Below are 19510 nucleotides of genomic sequence, written 5' to 3' on the forward strand. Positions count from 1 at the left end.
CGGCGAGAGGCCGGGGGAAAGAAGCTCTTCAATTGTGTCCATTCGGTCATGGTCAGGTCCGTTGGATAAACTCGCGGCAGTGTATTCATCCCTCAAGCTTACCAATCCCTTTTTCAAAACACTCTCTTAGGACTTAACGCAGAGTACATGCGACTCGGGTTAAAACGGTGGCGTCAGAACCCACTCTCTCGACCGGTTCGTAAACGACGCCGCGAAGCGGTCAATCGGCGACCGGCTCAACTAGCAGCGTAGTTTCTAGCAAGGAACCTAAGAAGCGGAGACAGGGAGAATCGGAACCTCCCATTCTTTAACCGCCCATTCTTCTTCGGTCTCTCCGATGTCTTCTAGTTCCGCGATGGCAGCGCAGCCCGGAAACTCCCCTGAATAGCGACCTCCCCTTTTTGCGTCAGGGCAGCCACTTCCCCTTCGATAATTTTCTCACCATTCTCGATCGCTTTCTTGGTGACTTTGCCTTTGCAAGTAATGGAATCGCCCGGCCAGACGCGCGTGGCAAAGCGGACTTTATACTTACGCAGATTCTCGAGCCCGGCATAATCAGCAACTAAGCGGCTCAGAATACCAGCGTTCAACATCCCCATGGCAAAGACTGTCGGGATACCTGCCGACTCGACAAAGGTCTGGTCATAATGCAGTGGCGTAAAATCGCCTGAGGCGCCAGCATACTTGACGAAGTCACCACGGGTGAGGTTCTCGACGGTGAACGGCGGAAGCTCATCGCCTTCTTTTACATCTTCAAAGTAAAGTTTCGTCCGTGCCACAATGTTTCTCCTTAAAGCAAATTCTCGTTGGATTTGCCTGAGTCGTATCTCTCGCTTGCTTCACGCTCGACATTCCCTCTCCCTGGCAGGGAGAGGGCTAAGGTGAGGGTCGTAAGCGAGGATTGAGAGTGAGCGCAACGGTAAATTGCTCTAGCTCGCAACCGCTTGCCCAGTCTCGATCACCGTAAAGTGTACCACCGCGACCTTTTCACCTTTTTGATTAGTGAAGTCAGTATCCATCACCACGAAAGTCATCGTCCCACCACGTCCGCCGGTTTTCTCAAAGATATTGGCGACTTTCGTCACTGCCGTGAGGGTGTCACCGACATAAATCGGTTTGAAGTACTCGAACTCCTGCTCGCCATGGAGAATCCGCCGAGTGTCTAGTTGCACACGCGGCTGTCCATCCCCGTCATCCCACAGGGCAAGTGTCATCAAGAATGTCGGCGGTGGCATAATACCGCCAACCTCTTGCTTGGCCACAGCTTCATCGAGGTAAATTGGGTTGCGATCCTTAATTGCCTTGGCAAATTCACGAACCTTGCCGGCTTCGATTTTCATCACTACCGGTTTGCCGACTCTGCCAATATCGTTTTTGTCTGCCATGTTTCCTCCTGAAGTAGTCAGCATTCAGTAGTCAGTAGGATTGGAAACTAGAGACTGGTGGGGATGGGACTAGTCTCTAGTCTCCAGCCTCTAGTCTCTCCTCATGCTGGATACTGACTACTGACTACTGGCTACTAGCTACTTATTTTGCCGCTACGCCGCAGGCGCATCCAAAGTATGCTGCGCCACTAACTCACGATTCCACGTCGCATCACCAAACGTGACCTCCGAACCCTTGGCACGTTTGAAATAGATGTGGATGTCGTGTTCCCAGGTAAAGCCGATGCCGCCATGCACCTGGATGCCTTCTGCCGTGACTTGCCGAAAGGCGTCACTGCAATACGCCTTGGCCATCGCCGCAGCTAGCGGAGCTTCCGGGATATTATTCGAAACCGCCCACGCTGCGTAATAGGTGGCAGATTTGGCACTTTCAACCTGTACGAGCATGTTGGCGCATTTGTGTTGAATCGCCTGGAACGAGCCGATAGGACGACCGAACTGCTCACGAATCTTGGCGTACTCGACGGTCATGTCGAGCACTTTTTGTGCGCCGCCGCACATCTCAGCACACAGCGCGACTTTGCTGCGATCAATGATACGTTTCAGGGCCTCTCCCCCTTGGCCAGCGGCACCCAGTACCGACTCTGGACCAAGAGTGACTTTATCGAATGTGACTTCACACAACTTGCGTGTCTGGTCCATGGTCTTAAGCAGCCGGGTGCTCACCCCTGCTTGCTGACGATCAATGGCAAACAAGGTAATCCCCTCGGACGTGCGGATAGCACACACGATCGTATCAGCCACATGCGCATCTGGCACAAAGAGTTTGACGCCAGAAAGGCTATAGTTCTTCTTGCCCTTGCGCGCCTTGAGATTGATCCCTTGGTCATCCCAGCGGGCATTCTCTTCGAGAAAGGCCAGTGTCGCTTTGCTCTTTCCTGCCGCAATGTCAGGGAGATACTTCTGCTTCTGCTCCGCACTGCCAGCTTCGAGAATCGCTAGCCCACCTAAACAGGCCGAAGAGAAAAACGGCCCAGGCAAAGAAGTTTTACCCATCTCTTCCAGGACAACAACTAAATCAACAATCGACAGACCAGAACCGCCATATTCTTCTGGATAGATCAGCCCAGTCCAGCCCAACTCGGCCATTTTATTCCACAGTTCGTCAGCATAGCCACGATCATCTTCCATCATCTGACGGACATAGGAAATTGGGCATTCCTTCGTCAAAAAATCAGCCGCGGATTTCCGCAGCAGCTCCTGTTCTTCGCTAAATCCAAAGTCCATGGGTACCTCTCGGGAAAGCTGCCAGCGCTCAGCTCTCAGCTTTCAGCAAAATCTGACCACCCAGGCTCATAACGCGTCCCTCAGGAACAGACAAGGGGCTGAGAGGCCGTTTTTATCAGTGACAGCCTGCATTTTACGAGACAAGTAGATTTCATTCCGGGTGAGTAGCGCGAGTCTCAGAATCTCGGAAGGTTCAGAGCGTGGATTTTTACTCAGCGCACTGAGTAAAAATACTCAACGTATTGAGTATTCTGTCACGTCGTATCTTCGCCCTTCTGCTGAAAGAACATCATGCTCCAATCCAGTCAGGAGGGCACGTAGCGAGTGAGACGATGAACACACGTCGAGGAGAAACTTCATGGTGCTTTTACAACCATGATCCGCTCATACACGTGCTCTCCTGTCATTGCACGATGAGCAAGAAGGAGACAGGCTTGGATGTCTTCAGGTTCAGTGAAACCATCTCCCTGAGCTGTTGGCTTACGATTGGTACCAAACCACACCGGATAGACCACACCATCAGCATCGGGTTCGAGGCCGCCGCGTTCAAGATCAAACGGGTCCAGGCTCTTAATCTCAGCCTTGGTAGTCGGTTGATCCAGCTCTGCCATCAACGCGCGAAGACGACGTTCCAGGTTGGCACGGTCCGCCGCGTCGCTAGCCAGGCGTTGCAGGATTGTTTGTTCGAGTTGCATCGCGCCAGCGCGGTCACCAGCGCGGACAGCGGCTTCGAGTTGAGCGAAGAGTTCACCAAGTGTTAATTGTGTGGATGTTGGCGTTGACATGGTGATTCAGACTCTGTTGTAAGCTCCTGATTCCAGCTTGCGCTGGAATGACGAACGTGTCGCTACGTCATTCCGGGCGAGCGTAGCGAGACCCGGAATCCAGGAAGCTAAACCACAAACCAGTGCTGCATGCTCCTGGATGCCAGCCTTCGCTGGCATGACGAAGATCGACTCCGTAAATCCAGCGGGATTCACTCCTATAGCAAGCAATAAAAAAGGGTGGACATGTGACATGCCCACCCTCTCTTACTGGCTTTCTGCTGACCGCTAAAAGCTGACCGCTGACTCTTACTTATTCGCCAAAATCGTCACACACCCAACCGACCCCGGACCACCAAGGTTGTGCGCTAGACCAACTTCGGCATTCTTCACTTGCCGTGCGCCAGCTTTGTTCCACAAGTGCTGTGACACTTCGTAGATCATGCGGATGCCGGTAGCGCCGATCGGGTGACCGAATGACTTCAGACCACCGGAAGGATTGACGGGAATCTCGCCACCAATGGCAGCGCGGCCTTCTTCGACGTATCTCCAGCCTTCACCTTTCTTGGCAATGCCGAGGTCTTCGATGTTGAGAATTTCAGTGATGGTGAAGCAATCGTGGCATTCCACCAAGTCGATGTCCTTCACGGTCACACCAGCTTGCTCATACGCCGACTGCGCAGCTTGTGTCGTCGCCGGGAAGCCAGTGTAGGCAAATCCGGGTTTCAGATATGGCTCACCAGATGTGACAGCCAAGCCAACGCCCTTTACGAGCACTGGATCAGGACGGAATGACTTCGCAAGCTCAGATTTGCAAATGATGACTGCGGCTGCGCCGTCAGTGGTCGGGCAGCAATCGAACAAACCGAGTGGGCTACAGATTAGTGGTGCGCCGACCACCTGATCTTCAGTAACTTCCATCTGGAAGTGGGCTTTGGGGCTCATGGTGCCGTTGTGATGATTCTTCATCGCCACTTTGGCAAGCGCGCGTTTGTCGATGCCATAGGTTGAGAAATAACGGTTGGCGGCCATGGCGAACAGTGACGGAGCCGTCGTGCCGTAGCCAACGACTGGATGGTTGCCGAATGTGCCAAGACCACGCTGGCCGGAGTCACGCAACTTTTCAAAACCGAGCGCGAGCACGATGTCATACATACCAGAGGCAACTGCCATGCAGGCGTTGCGGAAGGCGTCCATACCTGACGCACAGTAGTTCTCGACACGGGTGATGGGAATATTGAACAGCTTCAATGGATCAGCCAGCGCGTTACCAGCATTAGCTGAGCTGAGCGTCCCAACCCAGGCGGCTTGAATCTGGCTGGGATCAATCTTGGCATCGGTGTACGCATCATAAGCCGCAGAGACAATCATGTCCTCGGCGCTCATGTCATAGTTTTCGCCGAATTTACTGCAGCCAGCTCCAATCACTGCCACTTTATCGCGAATATTCATTTCTCGGCCTCCTTGTTTTGAGGGTTGAGTAGCTCTTAGTTATTAGCTATCAGCTTTCAGCATACTCAGACAAGAGGCGTTCTTGCCTGAGAGCACTTTACGATTGCGTTTACCCTTAATCCCAGCCCTCGACCCTCACCCTAGCCCTCTCCCTGCCAGGGAGAGGGAACATTCGGGCAATGAGAACGAGTGAAAGAAATGACCAGAGTAACGTCAACTGAAAACTGACCACTGATAACTGACAACTTTCCTTTTCTACTTATTCACCGGTCGTGCTTTCCAAAAATAATTCTTCAGCCCATAGCCTTCATGATACTTGCGAAACGTCAATTCCAGCGGCATCCCGACTTGCACCCGTTCGGGTTCGCAATCGGTGAGTTGGACATAGACGCGACCGCCACCATCGAGATCAACCACAACGTGGGTTGTCGGTGGATCTGGGGTCTCGGTCAGATAATCATGCGTGAAAGTAAAAACCGATCCTTTGCGTGGTAACTTCACCTCTTGTAACCCATCACGGTAGCCACATTCGATACAAATACGATGAATCGGGAATTGGATGGTGCCACACTTCGGACACTTACCACCATGCAGTGGCAGAATTTCTTTCTGATCGCGCAACAACACGACCGGCGTGGACACGTCCGTGGTCGTGTAATCTTTCTTCATCAACTTCCGGAAGCGCGCGTATTTTCCGTACGATGGTAAGGTACGTTTGATCTCGATCTGCGAATAGACACTACGGACCGCCTTAAATCCGGCAATTGCGTCAGTGACTCGGAAGACTGCGGCATCACCGCCGTCACCATAGCCAACCGCCAGAATGAGGTCACCAGGTTTGGCACGTTCGAGCACTGCAGCTAACAACACCAGCGGTTGCGCTGTCCCAGCATCACCAATGGTATTCCAGAAGGTATCTTGTACTTGCGACTTGGCATCCAAGCCGAGACCTTTCAACACCGATTGCAGTACTCGCTGACTCGGTGCGGCGATTGCAGCATTGGCGAGATCTTTTGCCGTCAGGTTGCACTTTTTCAGTACACCTTGGACCGAAGCGGCAATGAAGCGGTTGTAACCAAATTTAGTTTCGAAGCCACCTGGGAACGACTTCAAGTAATCCTGCTCTTCGGTACGCCAGGTACCAAGAAATTCTTGGCTGATGGTGTAGGTACCGACCACTTCAGCAATGACGTTCTCAGTACCAACCAAAATCGCACCACCGGCATCACCGAACGTTTGCTCCTGTTGCGAATCGGGTTCGCCCATACGCGAGTCACCGGCACAGACCAGGATATTTTTCCCAGGTGTGACGAGGTCCAGCGCGGTCAGCAACGCGGACGTACCAGCCCGCAACGAATCGGTAAAATCGATCGTGCGGATCTCTTCACTTGCTTCTAAGACTGTCGCTACTGTCACCGCTGCTTGTTTCTCACGATACGGAGACGTAGTTGACGCAAAGAAGACTCCAGCCAGCGATTTGGGATCACGGCTACCAAACGCATCAACCGCAGCATTCACTGCTAACGTCAAACTATCTTCATCAAAATTCGCAACCGTACGCTCTCCACCAAGCGAAGGAATCCCCCACTCTTTCGCCATGATCTCACGCGGGAGGCGATAGTTAGGAACATACGTACCAAAGGAAACGATACCTGCCATTTGCTACCTCCTAGAATGTCTCAAGCAGTCCCAAGCCAGTCTCCAATCGAGTCTCGAACCAGTCTCGGACAAATCTCCAATAAGTCCCGGACAAGTCTAAGATAGAGTAGAAGTTAAGAACGACACCTTAAATAGGAGACGAAACTCCCAATGAGGAGAGAGGTCTCATGTCCTAATTGGTACAGTCGTTCAAAATCATTCTTCTCAATATATCCGACGTCAAGTGCAACGTAGAGAAGCGATTGCACTTCCATCGCAGAGCCTCGCGCCACGTCGAGGAAATGCGCGAAATCTTTATCACTGGTTCTGGCAAATCCTTCGGCGACATTGCTCATAGAGGAAACAGCCGCACGACAAAGTTGATCTCTCAGCCCAAAATCCCGACTCAATGGTCCTTCAGAGCGCAATTTGTATACTTCTCGTACAAGCTCCCGAGCTTTTTGCCACGCTTGCACGTCCTCAAAGCGCCCTATCGTTGCCACTTTGTGTCCCCAGACCCGTTTTCAACTTGTTCGTGACTTTTTTGAGACTTGTTTTGACTTGCCCGAGACTTACCTTTGACTTGCCCGAGACTTGCCTTCACTAATTCAGTTTACTCCACGGAATCCCAGCACTCGTGGCACATCCATCAACTTGCAAGTTGGCCCCGCTAATATAACTTGCCGCGTCAGACGCAAAAAACACACATGGCCAGGCGACCTCACGCCCTGTGCCAAACCGTTTGAGTGCAGTCGCACCAGTGGCTTTATCCTGTAACTCCTTGGTTGGCCACAACACTTCCATCACTCCTGGTGTCTCAATGGGACCAGGAGAAATACAATTCACACGAATATTGTATGGTGCCCATTCAATTGCCAGTGAACGCGTGAGATTGATGATCCCTGCTTTGGCTGCACCATAGTGGCTCATGCTCGCAGCCCCTCCGACCCCGGAGTCAGAAGAAATGTTGATGATATTGCCGCCAGTCTTTTTTTCCATCATTACTTTGGCAGCCGCGCGCGAGAAATTAAACGTGCCATTCAAGTTGATCGCGACAATTGTCGCGAAGCCATTGGGAGAAATGTCATGCGCATGGGCAACGAAACTAGCGCCTGCATTGTTGATCAGCACGTCAATACGACCCCACAAATCCACCGCTTTCTTCACCACGGCTTCGACTTGATCATTCTGCCGCACATCACAGACCATCGCTTCAATCGTGCCACCAGCTTTACGAATCCCCTCAGCAACCGGGCCAAGGTGATCCATCGTACGGCTGGTCACCAGCACTTTCGCACCACGTTGGCAAAACTCACTGGCAATATCGGCCCCAATTCCGGTACCACCGCCGGTGACAATAGTTACCCTTCCACTAATATCGAATGCATCAGGCATCTTTTGTTCCTTCGTCACAAAACAATAATGAGTGAAAAATGATGAGTAATAAGGAAAAACATTTCTCACTCATTACTTGTTACTCATTACTCGTTCCTCTCTTCGCTATCCCATACTCGGCAGCCAGGTCTTGCCACCATCAGAGGTCCGCAATATTGTCCCATAGCCACCGACAATCCAACCATTATTCTCATCAAAGAAATCAATCGAACGAAGCCATGTGACTGAGCGCACCCCAAGTGATGCGGGCTGCCATTCGCCGTTGTTCAGCCGTAACACGCGGCCAGCGGCGCCAACAATCCAACCATCGCCAGTGCCAACCCATCGCGGAGCAAAGAGTTGGTCAGTTGAGGATTTGCCGAGTTCGAGTCCAGTAAAGGCCCAGGTCTTTCCAGCATCGGTGGTTTTAGCGATTCTCCCTTCCAACCCGACTACAATTCCTTCTGTCGCACTCCGGAAACGTACCCCGAACCAGGTCGGCAGATTCAGGGCATCAGTGAACCCAGCTTGTCCGAGCAAGGTGTTTTGCTGTTCAACCCAATTCACACCACCATCGGTCGATTGATAGATCTTGCCAAACTCTCCGACCATCCAACCAGTTTTGTCGCCAACAAAGTGAACATCAAAGAGCGTGGGATCTGTCATCGCCAAGGTTGCATCGTCACTCACGCCTTCCAGGGATACCTCAATTCGCCCTTCCTGCCAGGTCGCACCACCATCGATCGTGCGCACATATGTTGCTTGCTGACCAACCGCCCAGCCGCGATCTTTGTCGGCAAACCACAAGGCAAAGAGTGGAACCGGCACTCCGGTCTCTTGCTTCTGCCAGCTTTCGCCCCCATCAGCCGTGTGGAGAATAAGACCATCTTGCCCGCTGATCCAGCCATTCTGTGCGTCAACAAACTGTATACTATACAGAGCAAGTTCCGTCCCGCTGGGTTTGGACTTCCACGTTCTTCCACCGTCTGTCGTCATCAAGATCTTCCCACTATAACCGATGACGATTGCCTTCTCCGGCGAAAGCGCTTTCACGTCAAAGAACTTGTCATTCACACCCGTAAGTGGCGTTTTGAGCGTAACCTCTTGAATATCTTGATGACAGCTCGCAACGAGAAAGAGCAGTAACGGCAACAGCCGTGCATGGGGACTGGCGCGCATACAATAAGTGCTTTCCTCAGCAGCGGAAATTTCCTCACTCTGTACCCGCTTGTCCATGACTTTGCAATGAGCCCTGGGGAAAGTAGTCAGTAGTCAGCATCCAGTAGTCAGTAGAGGAAGAATCAAACCCTCTTACCATGCTGGCTACTGGCTACTCTCTTAGGTTTCCCTTGACAGCCACTCGTCTATCCCCTAGGCGTCTGAGCGCAACCTGGTTATAATCCGCGCAACTTTTGAGTTCGGCGTTGAACGTGCTGAACTATACCAGTTACTCGAGAGGGGAGAAGCATGGCAAAAGCAGACAAGATTATCTACACGAAGACCGATGAAGCTCCGATGTTAGCCACTTATTCGTTCCTGCCAATCATCAACGCCTTTTCCAAAGCGGCAGGTGTCACTGTGGACTTGCGGGACATTTCTCTCGCGGGACGTGTGATCGCTGCGTTTCCGGAAGATCTGACCCCACAACAGCGACAACACGATGCGTTGGCAGAACTCGGCGAAATGGCCCAGACGCCCGAAGCGAACATCATCAAACTGCCGAACATCAGTGCTTCCATTCCTCAGTTAAAGGCAACGATCAAAGAACTGCAAAGCCAGGGCTACAAACTCCCTGAATATCCAGAAGACCCTAAGACCGACAAGGAACGAGAGATCAAGACACGCTATGACAAGGTCAAAGGAAGCGCCGTCAATCCGGTGCTGCGCGAAGGCAACTCTGACCGCCGCGCACCACTCTCTGTGAAAGCCTATGCTCGCAAGCATCCACATAAGATGGGCCCCTGGTCAGCGGACTCCAAGACTCATGTCTCTCACATGAAAGGCGGCGATTTCCGCTCGAATGAAAAATCCGTCACCCTGCCCGCAGCGACCGAAGCACGAATTGAATTCGTCGGGCAAGACGGCAAGGTCACGGTGCTCAAGCCAAAGTTATCGTTGCAGGCTGGTGAAGTGCTTGATGCTACCTTTATGAGCAAGAACGCCCTCCGTAAGTTCCTTGAAGAGCAGATCGAAGAATCCAAGAAACAGGGCATCCTGTTCTCATTACACCTGAAGGCCACCATGATGAAGGAATCTGATCCGAAGATCTTTGGTCATGCGGTCACTGTCTATTACAAGGATGTATTCGAGAAGCACGCCGAGACACTCAAGAAGTTAGGGGTTGATCCAGACAACGGTATCGGTGACCTGTATGCCAAGATCTCAGCGCTTCCAGAGACTCAACGCAAGGCAATCGAAGCTGACATTCAAGAGGTCTACAAGAAACGGCCACCCATGGCGATGGTGAACTCCGATAGAGGCATCACGAACCTACACGTGCCAAGTGACATCATCATTGACGCCTCCATCCCCCCGGTCGTTCGCGATTCCGGTAAGATGTACACTCCTGATGGCAAGATGCAGGACTGTAATATCGTGATTCCCGATGCTTGCTATGCGCCGGTCTACAACGAAGTCGTCGAGTTCTGTAAGAAGCAAGGCGCGTTCGACCCGAAGACGATGGGCAGCGTGCCCAACGTTGGCTTGATGGCACAGGCCGCAGAAGAATACGGCTCGCATGACAAGACCTTCAAAGCACCAGGGAATGGCACGATTCGCATTGTCGATGCCTCCGGCAAGACATTATTGGAAAGCAAGGTTGAAGAAGGTGACATCTGGAGGGCGTGCCAGGTAAAAGATGCACCAATTCAAGATTGGGTAAAACTCGCAGTGAATCGCTCGCGGGCAACCGGAGCGCCGGCGGTATTCTGGCTCAATAAGGATCGCGCCCACGATGCTGAGCTGATCAAGAAAGTGAATGCCTACCTGCCAAAGCATGATACGAGCGGCCTCGAAATCCATATCATGTCGCCAGCCGAGGCGACGCGTTTCTCCTTGGAGCGTATCAAGGAAGGCAAGGACACGATCTCTGTGACCGGTAACGTGTTGCGTGATTATCTCACCGACCTCTTCCCAATTCTTGAAATCGGCACCAGCGCCAAGATGCTCTCAATCGTTCCGTTGCTGAATGGTGGCGGGCTGTTCGAAACTGGTGCGGGCGGATCAGCACCAAAGCACGTGCAACAACTCCAAGAAGAAGGTTATCTGCGTTGGGACTCGCTTGGCGAATTCCTCGCGCTAGCCGCATCATTGGAACATCTGGCAAAAGCGGGGAACAATCCGATTGCCAAGCTTCTAGCAGATACGTTGGATCAAGCCAACGCGAAGTTCCTGGAGAGCAACAAATCCCCAGCGCGAAAGGTCGGCGAGATCGATAATCGTGGCAGCCATTTCTACCTCGCGCTCTACTGGGCGGAAGCGTTGGCTGCGCAGACGCAAGACCCCAAATTAGCCGAACGGTTCAAGAAGATTGCGAAAGATCTCGGTGATAATGTAGCAAAAATCGATGCCGAATTGCTCGCCGCACAAGGCAAGCCAGTTGACCTCGGTGGCTACTATCATCCCGATGATGCCAAGGCTGCCAAAGCAATGCGCCCAAGCCCGACGTTGAACGCGATCATCGATGCGATTGCATAGTCGAGGCAGGTTCTTATTGAGACATTGAGTCATCGAGCCATTGGGTTATTGAAAGAAAGAACAAAGAAATGTTTTCTTCAATGACCCGATGACACGATCGCTCGATCGTCCAATATCCATTACGCACAGCATGTGTCAACTTCGTCTGCATTGTGACCATGCCATTCCGCACGGAGCTTGCGCATGCCGTCAAACGTCGCAATGACGTCGATAGGTTTATCAAGTTCGTTACGGAACTCTTGATAGAGCCGCATGATGTTGGGCAGAATGCGCTCGGGTTCACGCCAGCGTGCGTACACTCCTAACTTCACATCGCGTGCAGCTTGCTCTGCGGTCATTCCCGCATCAAAACGTTTCTTGGCTTCCCGTCGGATCAACGCCAAGTATGTACGCATCTCCCGCAGTTCTTTTTTCCCGCCAATTGGACCGTGTCCGGGGACAATAGTCTCGACATCCATTTGCAGAATGCGGTCGGCAACCTTAATCCAGTTACCGACATGTCCTTGGAAAGCCAACGGAGTCACATAGTAGAAAGCGAGATCACCAGCAAACAGCACTTTGTCTTTTGGCAAGATGACAAACGCATCACCAAAGGTGTGGGCTGGCCCAAGATGTCGCAATTCAACATCGCGCCCAGCTTGATGGAAGACCATGCGGTCTTCAAACGTCACCTCTGGCACTGCCAGTTTGACCTTCGGGAACTCTGCAGCAAAACGAGGAATCCGTTTCTGGAGAGATTCAACCGGTAACCCGGTGCGCACCAGCTCTTCACGGCAGAAGGTATGACTGACAATCTCTGCTTCACCAAAGAAGGAGTTGCCACCGACATGATCAATATGATGATGGGTATTCACAAGGCGAGTGACAGGTTTCTTGGTGACTTTTTTGATGGCAGCGAGAAACCGGCGGGTCATCGACGGCACCATCAAGGCATCAACTGCCATCGCTCCGTCTTTATCGAGTAACAATCCGGCATTACTCACACCGAGTTCGCCAACGGCTTGCACATAGGCATAGACCTTGGGCGCAACTTCTTCGATGCCGGTTTTATAGTTTTCGGGAGTGATCCAGTTGTTCATAGACTGCTCTTGCTTATAGTGATCGATCCTGGTTCTCGAACTGCAACGGAACCAACGGATGAGAAACGCGCAACTCTTCTTTACCATCTTTGGTTGCTGTGACCGGAATCGTCCAGCGGACAGATTTGATAATGCAAACTCCTTCCTCACCGTCACGGCAATAGACAAAACTCACTGAGGCGCGAATCTCAGTTTTCCCTTCGCTCAGCGTAAGAGGGATCTGCAGCGGGAATTGCCCATCTTTGACCGTCGTGCGTTTCTTCGGTTGTTGCGCAGCCGTCTGAATATCGACACGATACTCCAGCGGTGAACCTGGATTGAGCTTGTACGGCGCTGGAATCTCAATGTCGAGGGTTAAGCGACTTTGGCCACTGCGTACGGTGTATGCTTGGACGTGAACTTCTTCGAGATTAGGCCAGATGTCGGCAACAGCACCTCCAGCACTCTCAGTGAGACCCGTAAGTTGAAGAGTCGTCACCTGCTTGGTACGAAGATCAGCAACACGAATCACGTGGTTGTTCGTATCGGCAATGTACATTTTGCCATCAGCGATACTGAGACCAGCAGGCTCATAGAATTGCGGCAGCTCTCCATCACGCAGTCCGGGCTTCCCCGTGCCGAGAAAGGTCACCGAGGTTTGCAACTGTGGTCCAATCGCTTTGATCTTGTGATTATACGTGTCAGCGACATACACAATGCCATTGTAGTACTCAACTCCGAGAGGGTGCTGCAACCGCACCATCTCTCCTTGTCCATCGACATCGCCAAACTCGAAGAGGGCAAGCCCAACGACCGTGGCCACATGACCGCGCGGATTGAGGCTGACCGAACGAATCGCGCTCACCTCAGAATCTGCAACGAACAGGTTCGTGCCATCAGACGTGATACCACTCGGCTGGGCAAGCGCAGCTTCCATCAGAGGGCCATCAATCCGATCTTCGTGACTCGACCCGGCATAGGGCCCAATCTCCTCGTGTTGCAGGTTCATCGCCCAGATCTGATGTGGCCCAGCCATAGCGATGTAGAGAATCCCTTTTTCCAGCGTTAGGTCCCACGGCGAGCTGAGTGCCACCTGTCGCGCCGCACCACGCTCGTACCGCCCCAAAGCTTGCACCCCAGTACCAGCAATCGTCGTCACTGTTCGTGCTTTCAAATTCAACCGCCGGAGCAGGTGATTCTCGGTATCCGCGACATAGAGCACGCCACCATCAAGAGCCATCCCTTGTGGATGATTGAAGGTCGCCTCAGCAAAGCCGCCATCTGCGGCACCGATTTCACCGGCGCCAGCAACATCGATCACTTTTCCCGCTTTCGTCGCAATAACAATCCGGTTGTGATTTGAGTCGGCGATAAACAAACGATCGTCGTTCGCGTCAGCCAACACTTTTCCAGGGAATGAAAGGACCGGCGTAGCAAAGCGCGACTTCTCTAAGGTCAGCTTGAGAGGTTCTTCGTTCAGGGTGCCACGCGCACGATGCTCCATGATCAGTCGGCCAATGAGATCATCGAGCTTGTCGTAATGGCCTTCCCCCGAGATACCACCCAACACGTAACCAAGGGGATCAATCATGACCAGCGTCGGCCATGAACGTGGTCCATAGCGTCGCCAAATCTGAAAATCCCGATCATTGACCACAGGATGCTCGATTTCATAGCGCAAAATCGCCTGGCGAATGTTGTCGGACTCGCCTTCATTGGGGAATTTCGCCGAATGCACGCCTATCACAACTAGTTGGTTTGTATACTTCGCTTCAAGTTTTTTCAGGTCAGGAATGACATGCATGCAGTTGATGCAGCAATAGGTCCAGAAATCGAGGAGAACAATCTTGCCTCGCAAACTGGTCAGGGTGATGGGATGGTCGGTGTTCAGCCAAGCAACTCCGCCCTCTAATTCGGGTGCATGAATGGGTTTGCGGGCCATAGCCTGTCCTTTCTGCGTCTGTGTCATGCGGGAGTCTGGCACGGCCAGTCGCGGCTCTCGTTTTGTCGTCACAATGACTACAGCAGCTACACTAAGAAGCGAGGCAAGAAGGATCGGAGCGATCCTCCACCACGTCTGGGATTGCAATAGCATGACTCCTCGCTGTTGTTCTGCGCGCACGCTGATTATGGCTGGCGCAATTCCAAGCCAGCAACGAAAGCGAGCAACGCGTTCGTCACGACTTCTGGCTTCTCCATCGTCATGCCGTGACCGCATTCAGGTATCATCAGCAGCCGAGAACGGGAGATCCCTCGGCTGAGCTTGACCGAACCGCCAGGAGGCGTGAGGACATCCTCCAAACCTTGCAGAATCAACGTTGGTACGTCAATGCGACCCAGCTCAGTCGTCCAATTATATGTCCCAACCGCACGGGCTGCGGCAGCATAGGCATGTGGGGTATTCTTCGCAGTTCGTTCAGCCATCACTGCCAGTTGGTTCGCGTTCGCTTTGGCAAAGCCTGGAGAAAACGCACGCGCCGCCGCCTCAGGATTCGTAGAGAACCCTCGCTGCTCGACATTATCGGCCAGCTTCAGCCACCCTTTTTGCGCCTGCTCGCCAACCTCACTAGAAGTGCTCATCAGCGTGAGGGACCGTACCAGGTCAGGGAAATCGAGCACAAACCGCTGGGCAATGACACCACCCATAGAAATGCCAGCGACGTGGGCATTCGAGATCCCGACGGCGCGACACAGGCCAGCAAGATCTCGGGCAAAGAGTTGCGGAGAATAGGGGCCAGCGGGCTTATCAGACTCGCCAAAGCCGCGCACATCCCAACGCAAGACACGGTGATGTTTTGCCACAACGGGCGTAATAGCATCCCAATCGTGTAAGCTACCACCAAGCCCGTGAATCAAAATGAGGTCTGACCCTTGTCCCTCAAGGGCATAATGCAGTCGTACACCGTCAATTGTTGTATCCATAGCTCCCTCCCACTGGAAGCCTATAAGATTCGCATGGAGCTGCCAAGAAAGGGACAGCAGGTAGCGAAAAAGGAGGAGAAATCGCTACCTGCTCTGCGGGAAAAAGAACAAATTGCTATATTTGAGGAAGGCCACGGAAGGGTTTCTTTTTTGTGTCGTCAGAAGAGGGAGCAATCTGCGCATTCTTCCAGGCCGTCAAGGACGCGCGTACCGATGAGGCCTGCAAACCAAACGTTTCACACAGATGGGTAAAGGAGAACGGCCAGGCTTCATCCTCTTCAACTAGCATCCAAGATTCTTCTTGGATGAACTCTTCAGAATTACGCCCAACCTCGTTCTCTGCTAAAGTGCAGTACTGCTGCAGTCCATCCATGAACACTGCCCATTGTAGGGACAGCTCTTCAGATGCATGGTCAACCAAAAGACGGTCTGAAAAAACTTGGTCTAGTGTCAAAAATTCAGTCCAACGAATATTCATACGATCGGGTTCTGTCATAATTGACTTTCTTACCCCCAACGCGAACCTGTTGCTGACTAAGAGCAATAACAAGGCCAAAGTTTTTTCCTGCGTCTTGCTTCATAGCAATGAGACACGCACGAACAAAAGTGCTGCTATCTCGCTATCAAATAAGAGGTTTTTTATCTTTATGAAAAAACTCGCTTTGACACCGAAGCAGATCATTTTGACAAAAGCGGCAAATTTACGACGGCATGTGGCAAAAAACTGACAGAACGATCGTTGCCTCAAGGGTGCGACTGGTCTCTCTCGAAAAAAAGTCAAGAAAATCCTTCAATCTATCTACCTGTCTACGGCTATACACCCTGGCACATGTCATGCAAGTGCCACCCCACAGATCAAAATCGACTCCTGGGGTTGCTTTCGTTCAGACAAGTCTTTAGCTTTGCACCATCTTCACCCGTTAAGGGGGAAATAGTGAACGCCTCGGTCAAGCTTATTGAACAAGTGCTCCCAGCCACAGTCAGCATTCATGCCACTGTGCCGCAGCAACACCCGTCTGCCATGCTCCTTGGAAGCGAAAGAATGGGTTCTGGCACCGTCATTTCCTCTGATGGGTATATCCTCACAGTGAATTATATCGTTATCGGCGCGACGACATTACAAGTCACACTCCTCGATAACACCCAATATGATGCAGAAGTGACCGCACAAGATTTTGCCTCTGGCACGGCAGTGCTCAAGGTCGCAGCAAAAGGAATTCCTTACGTTCCCTTACGTTCGTCAAGTGAATTGCATCCGGGGGACGATGTCTTTCTGGTTGCCAGCTCAGGTGAAGACAGTGGACGACGGGTCAACGGTGGCGCTCTGACCTCAGTCGCCCCTTTTGATGCATACTGGGAATATGCTACCGATCGCGCCTTAGTCTGCACGGCGATGAACCCTGGCCCTGGTGGCGGTCCGATGTTCGACATGAATGGCCGCATGGTCGGCATTACCTATCTCAACCTCAATGAAGTTGGCAGATTTTCTCTCGCTATTCCGGTAGAAAATTTTACCCAACACAGAGATGAATTGTTGAAGTATGGGCGGCGAGTCTCGCAACCGTCCCGCTCCTGGATCGGCATGTATTCATATACGTTACGTGATCATCTGGTCATTGCAGGATTACTTCCTGGTGGACCAGGTGATAAAGCGGGTCTCAAGGCTGGCGATGTCGTGCTCGCCGTTGATAACCAGGAAGTCGCCGATCGGCGAAAATTCTACGACTACTTGTGGAGCAAACGCGCAGGTGAAACGATTCTTTTCCGTGTTTTTCGTAATAATTCTGTGCGTGACATCGCAGTGATCTCTGGTAGTGTCGAACAGTTCTTTGGTTAGGCCTTTCTTCCGCCCTTCTTAATACCGTTCTCTCAGTCTCATACATGCCCTTGGGGTGAAATTTGCTAGAATACCCGCAGGGGGTATGTATCTATGAAATCGCACATGAAAGTCGGCGACTATCTTGTCGCCTATCTGCGTAAAGTTGGTGTGACCCACCTGTTTGGCATCCCTGGCGATCTGGTCATCCAACTGTTCATGAAATTCGGGAAACCTCGGGGGATGGAAATCCTTACCTTCTCACACGAACCTGGGGCTGGATTTGCTGTGGACGGCTACGCTCGGGCAACTGGCAAATTAGGGGTCCTGTGTGTCACATACGGTGCTGGTGGCCATAACGTCGTCAATACTGTAGCAGGGTCATTTTCCGAGCGAGTGCCCGTCCTCGTTATCAGTGGTGGGCCCGGCGAGGAGAAACGGAAACTCGGTGTTTTGATTCACCACCAGGCGAAAGAAATTGAGTCACAATATCACATTTTCCAGGAGATCACGTGCGCGGCTAAGATCATCGCCGATCCCCGTACTGCCGCGACAGACATCGATGAAGTCGTTCGTCAAACCTGGCTCCATCACCAACCTGGGTACATCGAAATCCATCAAGATATGGTGGACCGAGAGATTGAGATCCCCCGCCATATTTTGGAATGGGACGGAAAATTGGATTTCGCTCACTCGGATGCACGCAAAGTCGAAGAAGCAGTGCGTGAAACCACGGAACGGTTTAATCATGCCCGGAAACCGGCCATCATTGTCGGCATTGAAACTTTTCGCTTCAAACTCCAGAAAGAGATCGTGGCCCTAGTCGAGAAAATGGGCGCCCCCTGTATGACGACTGTCCTCGCTAAAGGCGCTTTTCCTATGGACCACCCGCAATATATGGGCGTCAATATCGGCCCCATCTCTCCCCCCCCAATTCGCAAACGCATCGATGACGCCGACCTTGTGATTAACCTCGGAACGCTTTTGACCGACATGAATTTGGGTTCTCGCTTGCCACAATTGCCGAAAGAGAAATCGATCTGGGCGGTGCAGAACAAAGTCGACATCAGCTATCACTCGTATACCGATGTCACCGTTCGTGACTACATCAAAGGACTGCTCAAGGCTCCTCTCAAGCAGCATCGTGAGAAAGTGACGTACTGTGACAATCTTGCACCTCAACCTCGTGGAGAACAACGCTCAATTCAAGTCGCTGATATGCTATGGGAAGTCAATACATTCCTCCATGGTCGCAAAGGCTACATGGTCGTCGCTGAAGCTGGCGACATGTTGTTTGCTGGACTTGATATTAAAGTCGACCAACGCGGCATCTACTTGGCGCAGGGGTACTATGCCTCAATGGGATTCGGTATCCCTGGTGCTTTAGGAGCGCAGATTGGGATTGGAGATCGTCCGATCGTGTTGTGTGGCGATGGCGCGTTTCAAATGACCGGACCAGAAATTTGCCATGCGCCGCGCTACGGCCTCAATCCCATTGTCATCGTTATGAACAACTCCGGCTGGGGCATCTTCCGTCCTGTGACAGAACGGCAAGACTTACTCAATCTTCCCTCGTGGCCATACGCGAAAATGGCTGAAGCGTGGGGTGGAGTAGGCATCCGAGTCGAAACTGTTGGCGAACTGCGCGATGCACTTACCGAGGCAGGAAAAATTCCGTCGTTTGTTATTATCGAAGCGATAGTCAGCCCAGATGACCTTTCCCCAGTCACCCGCAAATACATTCAGGCCTCAGTGAAGTCGGGAGGAAAAAAACGCTGAAAAAAGTAGACAGTAGTCAGTAGAATAAGGCTTCAGGCTATAGCAGCCTGAAGCCTATAGCCTTTCTTATAAACAAGTCCCAAACCTCTAGCTCCTGAATCAAACCACACAAGATTGGTACCTTTGGGGTTTCCACCAGAGAGACCGTCGCGTGCGCCATGCGCGCGGGAATCGGAGCAGACGAGCGCATCGTGTGCACAGCGCACGCGACCCTAAGGCATGGGCAAGAATTAAGTTACCGATTAAGAGCGAGGAAGAAGCGTATAGTTCCAATCGCCATGAAACTTACCGGGTTTGATATTGAGCGCTTGAAACTCATCGTCGGAGACCTGTAGGCCT

At 52.1% G+C, this 19510-nt stretch carries 17 protein-coding genes; 3 read left to right on the forward strand and 14 right to left on the reverse strand.

Translation table 11 applies throughout. The features are described from left to right. Positions 1-344: 344 nt before the first annotated feature. The 10 genes from FJ147_19420 to FJ147_19465 all read right to left on the reverse strand — a co-directional run bounded on the left by FJ147_19420 (position 345) and on the right by FJ147_19465 (position 9136). Entirely contained in the window at positions 345-779 is a 435-nt protein-coding gene (locus FJ147_19420) for a dihydroxy-acid dehydratase (protein MBM4258049.1), read from the reverse strand. Between the two features lie 150 nt (positions 780-929). After that, positions 930-1409: a MaoC family dehydratase gene (locus FJ147_19425; GenBank protein MBM4258050.1), complete on the reverse strand. Its 480-nt coding sequence runs from the start codon at positions 1407-1409 to the stop codon at positions 930-932. 129 nt (positions 1410-1538) lie between these two features. Further along, positions 1539-2672 carry an acyl-CoA dehydrogenase gene (locus FJ147_19430; protein MBM4258051.1) on the reverse strand — a complete coding sequence of 378 codons (1134 nt, stop codon included), beginning with the start codon at positions 2670-2672 and terminating at the stop codon, positions 1539-1541. 356 nt (positions 2673-3028) lie between these two features. After that, a complete protein-coding gene (locus tag FJ147_19435) occupies positions 3029-3457 on the reverse strand; it encodes a hypothetical protein (GenBank protein ID MBM4258052.1) in 429 nt (142 codons plus the stop codon). A 6-nt stretch (positions 3458-3463) separates the two neighbouring features. Continuing rightward, positions 3464-3691, reverse strand: coding sequence for a hypothetical protein (locus FJ147_19440; GenBank protein MBM4258053.1), 228 nt, complete (start codon positions 3689-3691; stop codon positions 3464-3466). Between the two features lie 54 nt (positions 3692-3745). Beyond that, entirely contained in the window at positions 3746-4888 is a 1143-nt protein-coding gene (locus FJ147_19445; GenBank protein ID MBM4258054.1) for an acetyl-CoA acetyltransferase, read from the reverse strand. Positions 4889-5143: 255 nt separating this feature from the next. Beyond that, on the reverse strand, positions 5144-6547 hold the full coding sequence (locus tag FJ147_19450; protein ID MBM4258055.1) for a 3-hydroxy-3-methylglutaryl CoA synthase: 1404 nt from the start codon (positions 6545-6547) through the stop codon (positions 5144-5146). A gap of 113 nt (positions 6548-6660) precedes the next feature. Further along, complete coding sequence (locus FJ147_19455) at positions 6661-7029, reverse strand: four helix bundle protein (GenBank protein ID MBM4258056.1); 369 nt, start codon at positions 7027-7029, stop codon at positions 6661-6663. Positions 7030-7129: 100 nt separating this feature from the next. Beyond that, positions 7130-7921: a glucose 1-dehydrogenase gene (locus FJ147_19460; protein ID MBM4258057.1), complete on the reverse strand. Its 792-nt coding sequence runs from the start codon at positions 7919-7921 to the stop codon at positions 7130-7132. A 105-nt stretch (positions 7922-8026) separates the two neighbouring features. Further along, positions 8027-9136 carry a hypothetical protein gene (locus FJ147_19465; GenBank protein ID MBM4258058.1) on the reverse strand — a complete coding sequence of 370 codons (1110 nt, stop codon included), beginning with the start codon at positions 9134-9136 and terminating at the stop codon, positions 8027-8029. A 231-nt stretch (positions 9137-9367) separates the two neighbouring features. Here FJ147_19465 and FJ147_19470 point away from each other — a divergent pair, with 231 nt between their 5' ends. Beyond that, positions 9368-11596 (forward strand): NADP-dependent isocitrate dehydrogenase, encoded by a 2229-nt coding sequence (locus FJ147_19470; protein ID MBM4258059.1) that lies wholly within the window; start codon positions 9368-9370, stop codon positions 11594-11596. A 119-nt stretch (positions 11597-11715) separates the two neighbouring features. Here the strand turns inward: FJ147_19470 and FJ147_19475 are convergent, their stop codons facing one another. The 4 genes from FJ147_19475 to FJ147_19490 all read right to left on the reverse strand — a co-directional run bounded on the left by FJ147_19475 (position 11716) and on the right by FJ147_19490 (position 16132). Then, positions 11716-12762: an MBL fold metallo-hydrolase gene (locus tag FJ147_19475; GenBank protein MBM4258060.1), complete on the reverse strand. Its 1047-nt coding sequence runs from the start codon at positions 12760-12762 to the stop codon at positions 11716-11718. Beyond that, positions 12689-14596 carry a redoxin domain-containing protein gene (locus tag FJ147_19480; GenBank protein MBM4258061.1) on the reverse strand — a complete coding sequence of 636 codons (1908 nt, stop codon included), beginning with the start codon at positions 14594-14596 and terminating at the stop codon, positions 12689-12691. The genes FJ147_19475 and FJ147_19480 overlap by 74 nt, the downstream gene beginning before the upstream one ends. Before the next feature lie 185 nt (positions 14597-14781). Further along, entirely contained in the window at positions 14782-15576 is a 795-nt protein-coding gene (locus FJ147_19485) for an alpha/beta fold hydrolase (GenBank protein MBM4258062.1), read from the reverse strand. Between the two features lie 115 nt (positions 15577-15691). Further along, positions 15692-16132 carry a hypothetical protein gene (locus FJ147_19490; protein MBM4258063.1) on the reverse strand — a complete coding sequence of 147 codons (441 nt, stop codon included), beginning with the start codon at positions 16130-16132 and terminating at the stop codon, positions 15692-15694. 273 nt (positions 16133-16405) lie between these two features. On the opposite strand from FJ147_19490, the gene FJ147_19495 reads away from it, so the two are divergent. Both FJ147_19495 and FJ147_19500 read left to right on the forward strand, forming a co-directional pair. Continuing rightward, the gene (locus FJ147_19495; protein MBM4258064.1) at positions 16406-17413 is read left to right on the forward strand and encodes a serine protease; all 1008 of its coding nucleotides are present in this window, start codon (positions 16406-16408) and stop codon (positions 17411-17413) included. A 93-nt stretch (positions 17414-17506) separates the two neighbouring features. Then, the gene (locus FJ147_19500) at positions 17507-19171 is read left to right on the forward strand and encodes a hypothetical protein (protein ID MBM4258065.1); all 1665 of its coding nucleotides are present in this window, start codon (positions 17507-17509) and stop codon (positions 19169-19171) included. Positions 19172-19510 lie beyond the last annotated feature (339 nt).

The organism is Deltaproteobacteria bacterium (genome assembly GCA_016874775.1).
Taxonomy (GTDB): domain Bacteria; phylum Desulfobacterota; class Binatia; order Bin18; family Bin18; genus VGTJ01.

Bases quoted from the DNA above. Each gene is read 5' to 3' on its own strand.
- FJ147_19460 (MBM4258057.1), bottom strand. From the start codon at position 7,921: ATGCCTGATGCATTCGATATTAGTGGAAGGGTAACTATTGTCACCGGC.
- FJ147_19500 (MBM4258065.1), top strand. From the start codon at position 17,507: ATGAAATCGCACATGAAAGTCGGCGACTATCTTGTCGCCTATCTGCGT.
- FJ147_19430 (MBM4258051.1), bottom strand. From the start codon at position 2,672: ATGGACTTTGGATTTAGCGAAGAACAGGAGCTGCTGCGGAAATCCGCG.
- FJ147_19440 (MBM4258053.1), bottom strand. From the start codon at position 3,691: ATGTCACATGTCCACCCTTTTTTATTGCTTGCTATAGGAGTGAATCCC.
- FJ147_19470 (MBM4258059.1), top strand. From the start codon at position 9,368: ATGGCAAAAGCAGACAAGATTATCTACACGAAGACCGATGAAGCTCCG.
- FJ147_19465 (MBM4258058.1), bottom strand. From the start codon at position 9,136: ATGGACAAGCGGGTACAGAGTGAGGAAATTTCCGCTGCTGAGGAAAGC.
- FJ147_19480 (MBM4258061.1), bottom strand. From the start codon at position 14,596: ATGGCCCGCAAACCCATTCATGCACCCGAATTAGAGGGCGGAGTTGCT.
- FJ147_19495 (MBM4258064.1), top strand. From the start codon at position 16,406: ATGTCATGCAAGTGCCACCCCACAGATCAAAATCGACTCCTGGGGTTG.
- FJ147_19475 (MBM4258060.1), bottom strand. From the start codon at position 12,762: ATGGTAAAGAAGAGTTGCGCGTTTCTCATCCGTTGGTTCCGTTGCAGT.
- FJ147_19425 (MBM4258050.1), bottom strand. From the start codon at position 1,409: ATGCTGACTACTTCAGGAGGAAACATGGCAGACAAAAACGATATTGGC.
- FJ147_19485 (MBM4258062.1), bottom strand. From the start codon at position 15,576: ATGGATACAACAATTGACGGTGTACGACTGCATTATGCCCTTGAGGGA.
- FJ147_19445 (MBM4258054.1), bottom strand. From the start codon at position 4,888: ATGAATATTCGCGATAAAGTGGCAGTGATTGGAGCTGGCTGCAGTAAA.
- FJ147_19450 (MBM4258055.1), bottom strand. From the start codon at position 6,547: ATGGCAGGTATCGTTTCCTTTGGTACGTATGTTCCTAACTATCGCCTC.
- FJ147_19435 (MBM4258052.1), bottom strand. From the start codon at position 3,457: ATGTCAACGCCAACATCCACACAATTAACACTTGGTGAACTCTTCGCT.